This is a genomic window from Crenothrix polyspora (assembly GCF_900163755.1).
GTDB classification, from domain to species: domain Bacteria; phylum Pseudomonadota; class Gammaproteobacteria; order Methylococcales; family Methylomonadaceae; genus Crenothrix; species Crenothrix polyspora.
This window is the reverse complement of record NZ_FUKI01000119.1, coordinates 1-14,192: the sequence shown is the minus strand read 5'-3', so window position 1 is coordinate 14,192 and position 14,192 is coordinate 1. Positions and strand designations below refer to the sequence as shown.

10 protein-coding genes are annotated in these 14,192 nt (G+C 44.6%); 5 read left to right on the top strand and 5 right to left on the bottom strand.

Going from position 1 to position 14,192, the window contains the following annotated elements; all coding sequences use genetic code 11:
- The first annotated feature begins 363 nt into the window (after positions 1 to 363).
- From CRENPOLYSF2_RS09770 to CRENPOLYSF2_RS09750, 5 genes are all read left to right on the top strand, one after another.
- The gene (locus CRENPOLYSF2_RS09770; RefSeq protein ID WP_087143766.1) at positions 364 to 861 is read left to right on the top strand and encodes a peroxiredoxin; all 498 of its coding nucleotides are present in this window, start codon (positions 364 to 366) and stop codon (positions 859 to 861) included.
- 73 nt (positions 862 to 934) lie between these two features.
- Positions 935 to 1,330, top strand: coding sequence for a VOC family protein (locus CRENPOLYSF2_RS09765; RefSeq protein WP_087143765.1), 396 nt, complete (start codon positions 935 to 937; stop codon positions 1,328 to 1,330).
- A gap of 107 nt (positions 1,331 to 1,437) precedes the next feature.
- The gene (locus CRENPOLYSF2_RS09760) at positions 1,438 to 2,313 is read left to right on the top strand and encodes a glycosyltransferase family 2 protein (RefSeq protein WP_087143764.1); all 876 of its coding nucleotides are present in this window, start codon (positions 1,438 to 1,440) and stop codon (positions 2,311 to 2,313) included.
- Positions 2,314 to 2,384: 71 nt separating this feature from the next.
- Positions 2,385 to 3,176: a glycosyltransferase family 2 protein gene (locus CRENPOLYSF2_RS09755; RefSeq protein ID WP_087143763.1), complete on the top strand. Its 792-nt coding sequence runs from the start codon at positions 2,385 to 2,387 to the stop codon at positions 3,174 to 3,176.
- Complete coding sequence (locus CRENPOLYSF2_RS09750; protein ID WP_087143762.1) at positions 3,173 to 4,366, top strand: glycosyltransferase family 4 protein; 1,194 nt, start codon at positions 3,173 to 3,175, stop codon at positions 4,364 to 4,366. Before CRENPOLYSF2_RS09755 ends, CRENPOLYSF2_RS09750 begins: the two co-directional genes overlap by 4 nt.
- Before the next feature lie 261 nt (positions 4,367 to 4,627).
- Here CRENPOLYSF2_RS09750 and CRENPOLYSF2_RS09745 read toward each other — a convergent pair whose 3' ends face one another.
- The 5 genes from CRENPOLYSF2_RS09745 to CRENPOLYSF2_RS09725 all read right to left on the bottom strand — a co-directional run.
- Positions 4,628 to 6,769, bottom strand: coding sequence for a site-2 protease family protein (locus CRENPOLYSF2_RS09745; RefSeq protein ID WP_087143761.1), 2,142 nt, complete (start codon positions 6,767 to 6,769; stop codon positions 4,628 to 4,630).
- Positions 6,763 to 8,097, bottom strand: a complete 1,335-nt coding sequence (locus CRENPOLYSF2_RS09740) for an efflux RND transporter periplasmic adaptor subunit (protein WP_087143760.1) — start codon at positions 8,095 to 8,097, stop codon at positions 6,763 to 6,765. The genes CRENPOLYSF2_RS09745 and CRENPOLYSF2_RS09740 overlap by 7 nt, the downstream gene beginning before the upstream one ends.
- The gene (locus CRENPOLYSF2_RS09735; RefSeq protein ID WP_087143759.1) at positions 8,094 to 8,915 is read right to left on the bottom strand and encodes an efflux RND transporter periplasmic adaptor subunit; all 822 of its coding nucleotides are present in this window, start codon (positions 8,913 to 8,915) and stop codon (positions 8,094 to 8,096) included. Before CRENPOLYSF2_RS09735 ends, CRENPOLYSF2_RS09740 begins: the two co-directional genes overlap by 4 nt.
- Positions 8,912 to 10,459, bottom strand: a complete 1,548-nt coding sequence (locus CRENPOLYSF2_RS09730; RefSeq protein ID WP_087143758.1) for a TolC family protein — start codon at positions 10,457 to 10,459, stop codon at positions 8,912 to 8,914. The genes CRENPOLYSF2_RS09735 and CRENPOLYSF2_RS09730 overlap by 4 nt, the downstream gene beginning before the upstream one ends.
- 81 nt (positions 10,460 to 10,540) lie before the next feature.
- Positions 10,541 to 14,192 (bottom strand): Ig-like domain-containing protein (locus tag CRENPOLYSF2_RS09725; protein ID WP_140396839.1); only part of this gene is annotated, 3,652 nt, incomplete at its 5' end.

Genomic DNA, 14,192 nt, shown 5'->3' with positions numbered 1-14,192 from the left:
ATTGCCAGTAGCTGAAATTGTGATCGGATTGAATCTTAACTATAGCAGCACGCTTCATTTATTGAAGTAATCCGGCAAATATTGGATGTGGGTAATGCAATTGAAAAACTTGAGACGGGGCGGATGTGGGTGGATTGCGGTTAACAAAGCAAATACTGATTAAACTGGCGCAAAATGTAAGGCAGATTGGACGCTTTTCTCAAGCTAACAGGATTGAGCAGGTGTTAACATTGGGATACCAAATAGTAAACAGCCCAAGCTATGACTGGACATTCCGCCAGCAGCTGATTATTATGACTTGTACGCATGCGACCAGTGCAGCATCAATGCTCACATAAAATAACACATCACCAGGAGTCTCTTATGTTGGAAATACAACAAACCGCCCCCCTATTTCAATCCATGAATCAAAACAATCAACTGATCAGCTTGGCTGATTATGCCGGTGAGAAAAACGTTGTTTTGTATTTTTACCCAAAAGACGACACCCCAGGTTGCACGATTGAAGCCAACGATTTTACCGCGCTGGCCGATGACTTTGCGGCGCTAGACACCGTGGTCATTGGTGTCAGCAAAGACTCTTGCAGTAGCCACGTTGATTTTATTAATAAATACGGTTTAAAAGTTGAGTTGCTAGCCGACACCTCCGGCGCGGTTTGCGAAAGCTATGGTGTGTGGCGTGAACGCGAAAAAAATGGTGAAAAATTTATGGCTATCATTCGCTCTACCTTTGTCATCGATAAAACAGGTGTTTTAGTGTATGTCAATAATGCTGTTAACCATGAAGGTCATGCCCAAGCAGTATTAGATGCCATAAAAAATCTGACGAACCCGGAACAAACAAAAAATAACGCGGAATAATGCATCATCGTCAAAAAAATTCTTACTGTTTTTACAGCCTATCGTTGTTGCGTTTACAGGTGTTATCGTCTTTATGAAAGTTTTAGGTATTAACCACATCAATATTGTTCTTACCGAAGAGCAACTCACCCAGGAAATCGCTTTTTATGCACAGGTATTAGGCTTAACGCCGGGTTACCGCGCACCTTCTACCCGCAATGGTGCCTGGTTGTATTCAGCCTTTAATGAAGTGGCGGTGATTCATTTATCGGTTATCGGTACACAGGAAGATGTCAGCGGTGAAAATCATTTTCATCATGTTGCATTCACCTGTAGCGGCATCGATGCTACCTTGAAACTATTGACCGATAATGCCATTACATATCGCTTTGAACAACGCAACGCACCAGAGATGACGCAGGTTTTTATTGTTGATCCAGTGGGGATTCGGGTGGAGTTGAATTTTCCTGAGGAGACTGTCGCGCAGTGATCGTTATTTATTGTTAGGGTTATACCCGCACGTTTTGAGAAATATTCTTTATAATTATTAGACAGCTACTATAATTGATTTAATAGTTTCTAACTTCTTAATCAATCATGCAAAAATATGCTGTAAGCATTGTTTTACCTGCCAAAAACGAAGCTAAGTCGTTAGAGATACTGCTGCCACGGCTTAAATTAATTGCGCCCGACGCTGAAATTTTAGTAATCAATGACGGTTCAAGTGATAACACGGCACAAGTGGCGCTTGCGGGTGGAGCAAACGTTTTTAGTCACCCGTATTGCCAAGGTAATGGTGCCGCTGTTAAATCCGGAGCAAGAAATGCCAAGGCTGAGGTGATTATTTTTATGGATGCAGACGGCCAACATGATCCAGAAGATATACCGACACTACTTGCTAAATTAAACCAAGGCTACGATATGGTGGTGGGAGCAAGGCATCCAAGTACCCATGCCAGTGCAATACGACGCTTTGCCAATACGTTTTATAACCGTTTAGCCACTTACATGACGGGGCATAAAATTGAGGATTTAACGTCTGGTTTTCGAGCAGTTAAAGCAGATAAGTTTCGCAAATTTATTTATTTATTGCCGAATGGTTTTTCTTATCCAACCACCAGTACGATGGCATTTTTTCGCTCAGGCTTTCCTGTTGCCTATATACCGATTCGCGCAGGCCAGCGAGACGGTAAAAGCCATATTAAACTGATAAAAGATGGCCTACGATTTTTTATTATTATTTTAAGAATCGGGACTTTGTTTTCTCCCATGCGGTTATTCCTACCGATCAGCGCGACTGTTTTTGCAACAGGCGTATCATATTATGCCTACACTTATGCAACATCCAGTCGATTTACCAATATGGGTGGTGTTTTGTTTTTGTCCTCATTAATTATTTTTTTAATTGGCATACTGTCAGAACAAATATCCTCTTTGCATTATAAGGCTGCTGAAGATAATAGGCGGACGTAATCTATATGTAAAATACGTAAGGTCAATAGTGACTATTTTAAAATGCATAGATACCTATAACGAATAATATAATGATCAGTATTTTAATACCCACAATTAATAATACCGAATGCCTAAAACTCTGTATTAACTATTTGGAAAAGCATACTAAATCAGCTTTTGAAATATTAATTTACAACAATGGCGGTAATCAGGCATCTTCAGATTTTATCAACAGCTTATCACACAAGAGCTTAAGCTCTTCTTATAATACAGGCGTATGCAAAGCCTATAATGAATTGGCTAAACTTGCTGAGGGTGAGTATCTGCTGTTATGGGATGATGATAAATTAGCATTACCTTTGTGGGATGTTAATATTTTGCCTTTAATTGAAACTGAAGGTGAGTTTGCATGGAAGAGCTTGGTCGAAATTTGGCCACACAATACTAACCCTTGCTCTATACAATATGATTTTGGCCAAAGTCCTTCAACACTACAAGCAACAAAACTGTTAGCGACGGTTAATGAATTATTTTTTCCAAGAAAAGTCAGCTTATCAGTTTCGCAATTAATGACCAAGAAGCTCTTTGATGCTATTGGTGGTTACGATGAGTTATTTTATCCCGGCTTTGGCTCTGATCCTGACATTATGTGGCGTAGCTTTTGTTTTTTAGGAAAAACACCGCAAAAATTCTTGAATGCTAATAGCTCATTTTATTATCACTTTACCAGCGCAACCACGAATAGAATTTTTCGTTATAAATTTGTAACCTATTGTTTACGAGCCTATGGCCATTGTTTATTTTTCGTAAAACATGGTTTTTTAGTGAGACATCTGCGAAAAAAAACCAGTCATGGCTTACTTGAAACTGCCTTGCAATGACGATACCACAACGAAAACGTATTCTATTAATTACTCGTAATTTTCCACCTTTAACCGGTGGTATGGAGCGCCTTAATTACCACATTTATTTAGAGCTAGCAAAAGAATTTGATATTAGTATTGCAGGCCCACAAGGTTGTCAAAATTACTTAGCGGCAGAGACCGCTGTTACTTTGTTTCCACATAAACCACTGGGTCTATTTCTGGTAAAATCTTTTATAATGGCTTATCGTTTTGCTGTTCAAGAAAAACCTGATCTGATTATTGCTGGCAGCGGGGTAACCGCTATAGCGGCGCTAATAGCAGGGTGGCGAGTTGATGCCAAAGTAATGAGTTTTTTGCACGGCTTAGATATATTATTTCCGCATCCGATATATCAATTATTGTTTCTTCCGGCCATTCGTGCTTGTGATGGCATCTGGGTAAATAGCAAGCATACTGCATTTTTAGCTAAGCAAAAAAAAATTGCTTCTGAAAAAATCACCATATTGCACCCAGGTGTGACGCTGCCAAACAGTAATCAATTAAACGCTGATCCTACAATATTTAGAAAATCGTTTGGCATCAGTGATGATAAAATAATTTTATTAAGCGTTGGTCGATTAACACAGCGCAAAGGCTTACCGGAATTTATTCAACATTGTTTAGCTGAGATAGTACTTCAATTTCCTGATATTTTATTGGTTATTATAGGTAACGAAGCAAGCGATGCATTAAATAAACAAACCAGTATGATCACTAAGATCAGACAATCTGCGCTTGAAGCAAAAGTACAAGATCACGTTTTGTTGCTAGGTCAGGTATCTGAAGTTGACTTGTCTCATGCTTACCTGTGCAGTGATCTGCTGGTATTTCCGGTATTGGATTTACCCGGTGATGTCGAGGGTTTCGGCATGGTGGCTGTAGAGGCTGCGGCACATGGTTTACCCACAGCTGCGTTTGCTGTCGGCGGTGTTACAGACGCAGTTGCAAATAAAATTTCGGGCTGGTTAGTAAAGTCTGGTGATTACCCAGGATTTAGTAAAGTTATTTTAAATTACCTTGAGCGTCACAAAAGTTATCCATTAATTCAATGCGCCGAAATATCAAAACTGAAGTGCCTGCACTATGCGACTAAGTTTTCATGGGAATTGTTTGGTGAGCAACTAAGGGCAACATGCCAAAATATCATCTTTTCCAATAAAAAATAATAGCTTTTACCCTCTTTTTTGGCTTACAGCGTTTTCACAGTTCAATAGTTACAGCGTAACCGTTCGCACTGAGCTTGTCGAAGTGTGCCGTTCGTGCTTCGACAAGCTCAGCACGAACGGTGGCTGTAACTGTTCTAAGTTGAAAACGCTGTATGTCTGATGAACATCGTGCCTCGTTATCTCATTTATTGTTGTAACTATAGGAGGGTGGGAATATTTACTATTTGTACAACAAAGCTTACCCACCCAATATTATTAAAACTACCAACCACTCTCACGAATAACAACAGCAGCCGCTGAACGTAACATATGTCCTACCAAACTTTCTGGTTGGGTTTCTAATGATAACCTGCCGCGCACGGTCATCGGTAGGCTCGCCGTATTGTTTTCTACTTGCAATAACACGCGGTAAATACCTTGCTCTGGCACTAAGCGTCTTTCAGTATCAGGGCGCACGGCGATTGCACCACCGTACGTTGAAGCGAGTTCTTCTACATTAAGCTGGCGAGTACCGGTTTTGTCAATACTGATAATACGCACAGGAAACGGCAATAAATCGCCCCCTTCAGGATAAAAACGCCCTGCCCCATCAGCCTGTAAACGACCAACATCAGCCTCCTCTGCATAGGCAACCACCGTAGAAGCAGGTGTTTCCACATCGCCTAGAACCTCATCTTTCGCTAACCATTCACCAGGACGCAATACATCCGATAAATCCCGAATTCGTCCTGTAAAAGCTGATTTTACAAGCAATTTTTTATGCGCTGCCCGCAAACCTTCCAATTCTGCCAAAGTCGATTGCAAGGCTTCTGCATCGATAGGATTGCGCCGTGCCAAACTCAACTCTAAACTTTGTGAAGCTAATTGATCGGATAATTCTGTCCATTGTCGCTGTGCAGTAGCAATTTTAAAATCCAGATCGGGTGAGGTTAATTCCATTAATACCTGCCCCGCTTTAACCGTATCGCCCTCCTGTACCCACAGTTTTTTAACTTGTGCAGCTTGCGGACTATACAACGTTGATTCCGCTTGCGCATGCACTAAGCCCGGCACAATCAAATGCGCTTGCCACGGCACAAAAAGCACCGCCAGCGCCGCAATGGGTATCAGCCAAGACACGCGTGGACGAATAGCTTTATCATGCGCCGCGATTTGCTCGCGCCAGGCAGACATTTCTTTTAGCATAGGACGAATAACAAACCAACCGATTTCAACTGCAAACAACGCCAGCCCTAAGACCTTGAAAAAAAAGTAATACACCGCCCATGCGATACCGGTAAACAGTATCAAACGATATATCCATGTGCCGTAAGCATAAGCCAGTAACAGACGATAACGCCCCGCCGACCAATTTTCGGGGGCTGCATGACCAAAACCAAACAAACTTTCCCGTAGCCGCCACCTGGCTAATGAAAAAGACCGGTCTTGTAAATTCGCTATATCCAGGCCATCGGTTAACAGATAATAACCATCAAAGCGCATAAACGGGTTAAGATTAACCGCCAAAGTTAACACCCATGCGGTACTGGCCAATAAATAAATACCACTGCGAAACGGCCCATCCGGCAACATTGTCCACAAAATAGTGGCAAATACCGCCAAGGTCAATTCGGCAATCATACCGGCAGCATCAATTGTTAAACGCTGTTTACGGTCAGACAAACGCCAGGCATCGGTCACATCTGTCCACAACACCGGCATACCCAGCAATAATGCAACCCCCATAGTCGGCACTCGGCAACCAAAATGACTGGCAGCAAACGCATGGCCAAACTCATGAATCACCTTGGACAACGACAACATGCACGCCGTCGCCAATACGCCTTCTGGGGTTAATACATATAAAAAACTGTGAGTAAAATGACTCCATTGCTGCATTACCAAATAACCGGCAATACAGGCAAAAAACAGCAATACGCCAATAAACTGCGTGTGGAAAAACCACTCCAAACGCGGCACAATGCTTTTTAAGGTCGAATCAATACGCAGCAGCGGAATACGCATGAATAAATAATTATGCAGCAGCCACAGCCAAAATCCGGTTTTGCTGGCTTGGCGTTGCTTGGCAAATTTACGGCTAGCTTCCACACCAGAGGCTTTAATTAACTGCTGATTACTCAGAAACTGACAAAATTGTTCAACATCACCGGCATCGGCATCCAAAGGTGTTTCTTCGAAAATAGCACCGGCAATATGGGCAGCATTGCCGATACTCCAGCGCTGCAAGCATTCAAACTCTAGCCAGCCTAAGCGAAAATAGCGATGCGCTAAGGGATCATGTAACGTCCATGTGGGCAAACCATCGTGGCTTTTCGGTCCTGAAAAAATGGCAAGATCATCACGTAACTCTGGCCAAGGAGCGGATTTTTCTCCCTCTATAGGGGGTAAAGCCGCTGCTACCATGTCATCCACAACCGCGCAGTTTGAATAGGTTTACGCAACAACCATAAAATAAACGGTTTACGTGCGCCATACAATTTGGCCGAACCACGATAGCCAAGACGTGGACTTGCCGTGGTGTCAGTAAAGTTAGCTTTTAAACGGTATGCCATAATATCGGCAGGTGTTGGGGTTGCACGGTAACTAAAATAATTCAGCTTGGCTTGTAACGGCTTATGCGGATTAATATTAGAGAAAAACAATACGTCGGCATCAGGCTCCAAAGCCAGTAAATCGTCCATCGGTAAGCGTATTTCTAACTCAACAATGCCGGGATCAGCTACCGCGAGTATTTTTTCACCTTGAGTCACCGGTTTGCCCAACCAATCGTTAGGGTCATCAAAAACCATTACCCCAGCTTTGGTCGCTGTCACCATACTGCGTTTTAACAAGGTTCGCACATAGTTCACCTCGGCGACTTGTTGATCCCATTTGCTTTTTAAACCCGCCAATTTGGATTTAACAGTAGGATCGAGCATGGCTTGCTGGGTGGTTTGCAAATACTCGGTTTTAGCAATATCGCGGGTTTCTTGCGCCACATCCAAACGACTGCGTAATTGAGTCATGTCTAACGAAAACAATTTCTGCCCCACCTTGACGACTTCGTTAGGTTGCACATAAAACGTTTCTATTACACCTTCTAGCGGCGCACGAACTAAATTGGGTTTAACAGGAATCACTTCTGCTTCAGCTAACACCGCCTGCCGCACCGGATAACACGCCGCCGCCAATAACGCGCCGACAATAAGTAACTGTAGTTTTTTACTGCTCAGCCTGTCCCACCAAGATCGTACTGGTGGCCCCGCTGCTGCCAAAGCTAAAGCATGGCCATAAGTTTCAGCTAAATAACCGACCAACTGCATTTCAGATTCCGTCCACTCGGACTCTCTCAATAACACCAAGCCGTATTGACTGCCGTTAGGTGTTATCAACGGTATCCACAACCCATGTTCCGGCAGCCACTCATACCAGTCCCTGGCCAATTCTGCTGACACGTCTTCGGCGGTAAATGCCATCACTGCATCAGCACGTTGATCACGACAAAGATGCTGTAATATCGGTTTTATCCACAGTGCATAAGGGCTGTTTTTTTCCGGTGTAGCAACACCAGAAGCGGCGTGCAATCGCGCCGATTTTTTATGCCACAGCAAGGCCTGCCGGTAGGGTAATAACTCTGTCGTTTCATTGACAATAACAAAAGGCAGCTCATCAGCAGGCGCTAATCGTGCTCTTCTTTCTAGCTGTAATAGCAGCGTTAAGCGCAATAATTGATGATTAAGCCGATCGCTCATTTAAGTGCCGCCGTATCAATCGCCCCACTCATGCCAGGTAATAATTCCGATGACTTGTCGGTAATTCGTCCATAAACTTTAATGGTTTGACTAACTGCATCTACCTTACCGCCAATACGAATAATTTGTGCGTTATACGTTTTACCGATTTCATCCAAAGTGACGCGAAATCTTTTACCTGGTTTTAAATGTGCCGCAGCATCGGAAGGTGCCATAAACTCAACTTCCAAATCTTTATCATCAATAATTTCCATGATGGGGTCCCCCGCACGTACCGATTGAAAAGGTCGCGCTAACAACTCAACCACTTTACCGGAAAAAGGCGCTTGTATACTACAACGCTGTAATACAGCCTGCGCCACATTGACATCAGCCTTGGCCTCTTCGGCTTCGGTTTTAGCCACCGATACTTCCAGTGTACTAATCGACTTCAACTCCGCCAAACGCTGATTAACTTCGTAGGTTTTATTCTTTTTTTCTAAAGTGGCTTTGGCTTTATTCAACTGCGCATCTTCCACGCTGCAATTAAACTCCACCAAAGTCTGGCCATTACTGAAACGCTCGCCATCACGTAGTTTTAATTGATTGATACGGCCGCCCATTTCACTGGACACCAAGGTACTTTGTCGTGCCTTCAATTGGGCACGCAAATGTATCGCTTGATCAACCATTTTAACCGGCGATTGCTCACTGGCAACGCTTGGAATTTCAACCGCAGCGGCTGACAAAGCTTCGGGTGTTTGGGGAGTTTCAGCGACTGCCACGGTCATCGACAGTGGCAATAGGGCTAAAACAGAGACAACTAATCGTTTTATCATTTCACACTCAGGTTAACGGGTTTAGCAACCGCAATAGTCGGCAGCCTAGGTAATTGCCCCTTATACCACCGATCCATATTTCTTTCCAGATTGGCAGACAGCGTTCTTACATTAACGTTTTCAATACTACCGGTGGCCGGATCTAAGCCAATAGACGCGTAAATATTACCCAATGCAGAATACACTTCTGACAGACTCTGTTCTTTTTCTAGCTGCGATGCTAAAGCAGAGGTCGCAGCATGAATACGCTCAAGCTCAGAGCCTGCATCGTTATCCGCACTATTAGACACAGCAGTAAAGATACCATCATCAACCCGACTCAATTCAATAGAACTTTTATAACTGTCCAGCGCTTTTTGATACTGCATATAACCAACGTTAATTTGTACTAACGCCGCAACCGATAAGGCTTTACGACGGGTTCTAGCCACTTCAATCTGTGTTTCTGCTGATTTCCAAATTTTAGGTGCAGCAATCAGGTTAACTAAATTAAAAGTAGTACGCGCACCGGCTTCTAACCACATTTGATGCAATAAGAAAGAATTTGAATCCCATTGCACAGACATGGGTATGGTGATACCGGGCAATATCTTTAACATTTCTTTCCAAGCGTCGGTACGACTGATACGCTCTTGATACAACTCTTCACGTAATTCTGGACGGTAGAATAAGCCTAAATTTTCAAGATCAGCAACCGCCACTTTTAACTCTGGTGGCTCGGGCGTTTGGTCAGGATTAGCTAACACCAGCGACGTATTCATCGGTGCATTGATTAAACCGGCCAACTTAGGCTTAGCAATTGATAAATCGGCTTTCAGCTTTTTCAATTGATCAATAATACGCAACAAGCTACGCTGGTATTCCAACACGCCAACAACCGGTTGCAAGCGATTATCACCAATGGTTTTGCTTAAGGCTAAAGCACGTTCAGACTGCTCTAATACCGGTACTAATTTAGGCAATAAACGATCAGCAATGCTCGCGCTCCAGTAAGCTTGCAGCACTTCTTTAATTAAATTATTAACCACTTTACGTCGTCTTTCTTGGGCAATTAATACCCTGTCAGCTTGCTGTTTAGCTTGAAAATAACTAACACCAAAGTCCAGTATATTCCAAGCGAAAGACAAATCAGCTACCCCACGACCGCTGTCTTGTGATGTAGCATACCGACCATTATTCAAAGCATTTTGATTATTACCTAGCGCATTGCTACTAGAGTACATTTGATCTTGACGACCTAAATAACCGGCACTGGCGGTTAACTTAGGTAACATATTAATGGTTGCCACAGATAACTGTGTATCTTGTAAAACCGCTTCCATCATGGTTAAACGATGATCAAAATTATATTTTAAAGCCCGCGCCAACGCATCATAAAACGTCAGGCCACCGCTAATCGGCTCTTGTTTACTGTACATTTCTGACTGATCGGTCATCATACTCTTAAGTCGTTCTTTGTCGCCAATCGGTTCTGGCTTGATTGCGCAACCACTTAAAGCCGCCGCTGTTAAAATTGCAGCTCCGAAAGCATTCGAATATCTCATAGTGTAGTCCGTTCAAAATTTAATAGTAATATTACTTAAAAGTGGCTGAGCCCATAACTAAAGGGCTCAATATGTAAATCGTTATCCCTTTTGTGATTTAAGTATAGTCACATTTTCTACATTTTTATCAGCCGCGAGACTATCTAATAATTCACGACCTTGTTGCAGTCTGCCCATTTTTCCTGCCGCGTGCAGTTGGTTACTAAGGCCTAGCTTACCCTTGTTAAAACCATGCGCTTTATCGCGGCTGGTATGATGCTGATGCTCTTTACTTACTTTAACGAAGAAAGTCGCATGCACTTCGTCACCACAACTGTCTCTAACCGTTATCATAACTGTTTCAGATAACGTGCCTTTTGGCGGCACACCAAAGAAAGTCAACGTTTTTGCATCAAACTTCAGCCATTCTGGCAACGGCGAACCATTCGGATGTGTGGCTTTATATTCCAATTGTTCACTTGGGTTAGTGTGCCTAAACGTACCGGCTGGAATAGAGAAATGATACGGCTGTCTTTCAATTACAAATTGATTCTTTAATGATCCTGTTAAGTAAAGCTCACATTGTTCAGCGTTATTAAACAGACTTAAATGCAACGGTTTAAACCATTCATGTTCCCACATAGGTGTTAACGGTCTTACCGGCAACACCGTAAACGGTAATGTTTTTACCGGCATGGTAAACAAGGGGGGCTCTTGATTAACCAACAGAATCAAAGAGCCTATTTCTGGCGGTAAAATATGAATTGTTACGCCTGCAAGCCCTGAAACCAAACCACTTGGACTTTTTACCGTGTAGTTAATTGGCGTAGGATCGCCATTAAAAGTAGCGAGCGGCGTAAAAGTCAACTGACCGGTAGTTTTATCCACTGTCCAGAGACCTTGTCCTGGTACAAGCAATGGATTACCCAGCTCAGTTGTACCGTCAATTTGCACAGTAGTAGGATCGACGTCTTTATCATTGGCCAATACATCCACAGTAATAGGCGTATTAACGGCTTGGGTATTGACAACATCATTTGTTACGCTGGGCGGGGTCTTAATTTTTATTAATGCGTTAGCAGACACTTCGCCTTTCGCATTGGTAACGGTGTACTCTATGGGGGTTGGCGCGCCATGAAACGTCGCCAGTGGCGTAAAGGTTATTACCCCTGTCGTACGATCAACTGTCCACGTACCCTGCCCTGGTACGACCAATGGATCACCCGGTTTGGCTGTGCCAACAAGCTTTATAGTCGTAGGATCAGTTTTGGGATCATTCGCCAAAATATCTATCTTGATGGGGGTATCGATTGCGCCATCCACCGTATCAGGCTTAGGCACAATAGTTGGCACGATAGTGACATCAACATTAATGGGTTTACCATTATTGTCAACAGAATCATGAGATACCACAACATAGGTTTGCTTGATTCCCACCGGTAATAAATTAACAGGGTTTACACTCCAGTTACCATCACCATCAACGAGGGTATGCAGTATTTCGCCGGAAGGTGACGTAACTGTAATGGCATCACCTGGTGTACCGGTACCGCTGATAGCGGGCGGGTTTTTATCGGTAAGCCCGTCCCCTACGACACCACTGTCTGTCTCAGGCTTTAATTCCGCTGTTAAAATAATATCGGTATCAATAATAACCGCTACTGCAATCGGCGTACTGACGTTACCAACAGGATCGGTAGCCGTTACACTAAAGTTTTGCGCACCATTTGGCAACGCTATTTCCGGTGTTACTTGCCATGTGCCATCGGCCGCAACCAGGGTCGTTAATTTTTCACCGGTTGGGCTGATAACAGTAATCGTATCGCCTGCCATACCGGTACCACGAATGGTTGGGGTCGTGTCATTGGTTTTTGTATCACCCAACACGCCGCTATCACTAGCAGGGTTTAGCTCCGCCGTTAATGGCGCGGTAATATCAATTTTAGCGCTATCCGTGTTACTTACTGGGCCAAGATTACCCGCACTGTCGGTAATTTGAGCAGTCACACTGATTGTTTTGCCATCCGCAGGTGCCACAAATGTAACATCCACATTAGCAGCAACAATATCAGTCGCAGTTAACACCCTTGTGTAAGGTTTTATACCATCCGTTACCATTAAGCGATCACCAGCCTTGGCATTCGCTGGCAAGCTCACTTTAACATCGACAAGTCCAACCAATTCAGCTGCATTGATGAATCCATCGTTATTAGCATCTTCTACAATTTCAACTGTCGGTGCATTCAATGCCTTTATATTACCCAAATTCAAAAGAGCAACATCCGTAGCACCGTTGCCATCGCTCAGGGTGTATTCGACTACGGGCACGGCACCGGTGTAGTTGTTTGCTGGTTTAAAGTTGAAGCTGCCATCGCTGTTTAAGGTCAGAGTGCCGATTGGGTTGCCGGTTTTATCGGTCAACGCGGTCGCGGTGCCTAGTACTAACACGTCCGGTGTGCCGTCGCCATTGACATCAACCAGGGCTTGACCGACCAGCAGTTTGTCGCCATCAAGATCACTGTCGTTGTCAAGGACGTTGCCGGTAACGGGGGTGTTAACCAGTACCGGTACGTTGTCATCGACAGCAACCGGGGCATCGTTCACGGGGGTTACGTTCAGGTTGACTGTACCGACATCGCTTAAGCCGCTGGGGTCTTTGACCACGTAGTCAAAGCTGACTGGGCCGGTGTAATTCAACACCGGTTTAAAGCTGAGGCTGCCATCAACTGCGACGGTGACTACGCCGCTTGGTACGGCAATGCTTTGCGCTGTGCCGGGAATCAGCTCAATGCCATTGATTGATTTAACGGTCAGGGCATCGCCATCCACATCGGTGTCATTGCCCAGCAAATTGAGCGGGGTGGCAGTGTCTTCGACTATCGGCAGTGGCCGTGCCAGCGTACCGTCATCGACAGCCACTGGGGCATCGTTCACGGGGGTTACGTTCAGGTTGACTGTACCGATATCGCTTAAGCCGCTGGGGTCTTTGACCACGTAGTCAAAGCTGACCGGGCCGGTGTAATTCAACACGGGTTTAAAGCTGAGGCTGCCATCAACTGCGACGGTAACTACGCCGTTTGGCACGGCAATGCTTTGCGCTGTGCCGGGAATCAGCTCAATGCCATTGATTGATTTAACGGTCAGGACATCGCCATCGACATCGGTGTCGTTAGCTAGCAAATTGAGCGGGGTGGCAGTGTCTTCGACTATCGGCAGGGGCAGTGCCAGCGTACCGTCATCGACAGCAACTGGGGCATCGTTCACGGGGGTTACGTTCAGGTTAACCGTGCCCATATCGCTTAAGCCGCTGGGGTCTTTGACAACGTAGTCAAAGCTGACCGGGCCGGTGTAATTCAACACAGGTTTAAAGCTGAGGCTGCCATCAACTGCGACGGTGACTACGCCGTTTGGCACGGCAATGCTTTGCGCTGTGCCGAGAATCAACTCAATGCCATTGATTGATTTAACGGTCAGGACATCGCCATCCACATCGGTGTCATTAGCTAGCAAATTGAGCGGGGTGGCAGTGTCTTCGACTATGGGCAGTGGCCGTGCCAGCGTACCGTCATCGACAGCAACCGGGGCATCGTTCACGGGGGTTACGTTCAGGTTGACTGTACCGATATCGCTTAAGCCGCTGGGGTCTTTGACCACGTAGTCAAAGCTGACCGGGCCGGTGTAATTCAACACGGGTTTAAAGCTGAGTGTACCATCAACTGCAACGGTGACTACGCCGTTTGGCACAGGAATGCTT

Bases quoted from the DNA above. Each gene is read 5' to 3' on its own strand.
- CRENPOLYSF2_RS09770 (WP_087143766.1), top strand. From the start codon at position 364: ATGTTGGAAATACAACAAACCGCCCCCCTATTTCAATCCATGAATCAA.
- CRENPOLYSF2_RS09765 (WP_087143765.1), top strand. From the start codon at position 935: ATGAAAGTTTTAGGTATTAACCACATCAATATTGTTCTTACCGAAGAG.
- CRENPOLYSF2_RS09760 (WP_087143764.1), top strand. From the start codon at position 1,438: ATGCAAAAATATGCTGTAAGCATTGTTTTACCTGCCAAAAACGAAGCT.
- CRENPOLYSF2_RS09755 (WP_087143763.1), top strand. From the start codon at position 2,385: ATGATCAGTATTTTAATACCCACAATTAATAATACCGAATGCCTAAAA.
- CRENPOLYSF2_RS09750 (WP_087143762.1), top strand. From the start codon at position 3,173: ATGACGATACCACAACGAAAACGTATTCTATTAATTACTCGTAATTTT.
- CRENPOLYSF2_RS09745 (WP_087143761.1), bottom strand. From the start codon at position 6,769: ATGGTAGCAGCGGCTTTACCCCCTATAGAGGGAGAAAAATCCGCTCCT.
- CRENPOLYSF2_RS09740 (WP_087143760.1), bottom strand. From the start codon at position 8,097: ATGAGCGATCGGCTTAATCATCAATTATTGCGCTTAACGCTGCTATTA.
- CRENPOLYSF2_RS09735 (WP_087143759.1), bottom strand. From the start codon at position 8,915: ATGATAAAACGATTAGTTGTCTCTGTTTTAGCCCTATTGCCACTGTCG.
- CRENPOLYSF2_RS09730 (WP_087143758.1), bottom strand. From the start codon at position 10,459: ATGAGATATTCGAATGCTTTCGGAGCTGCAATTTTAACAGCGGCGGCT.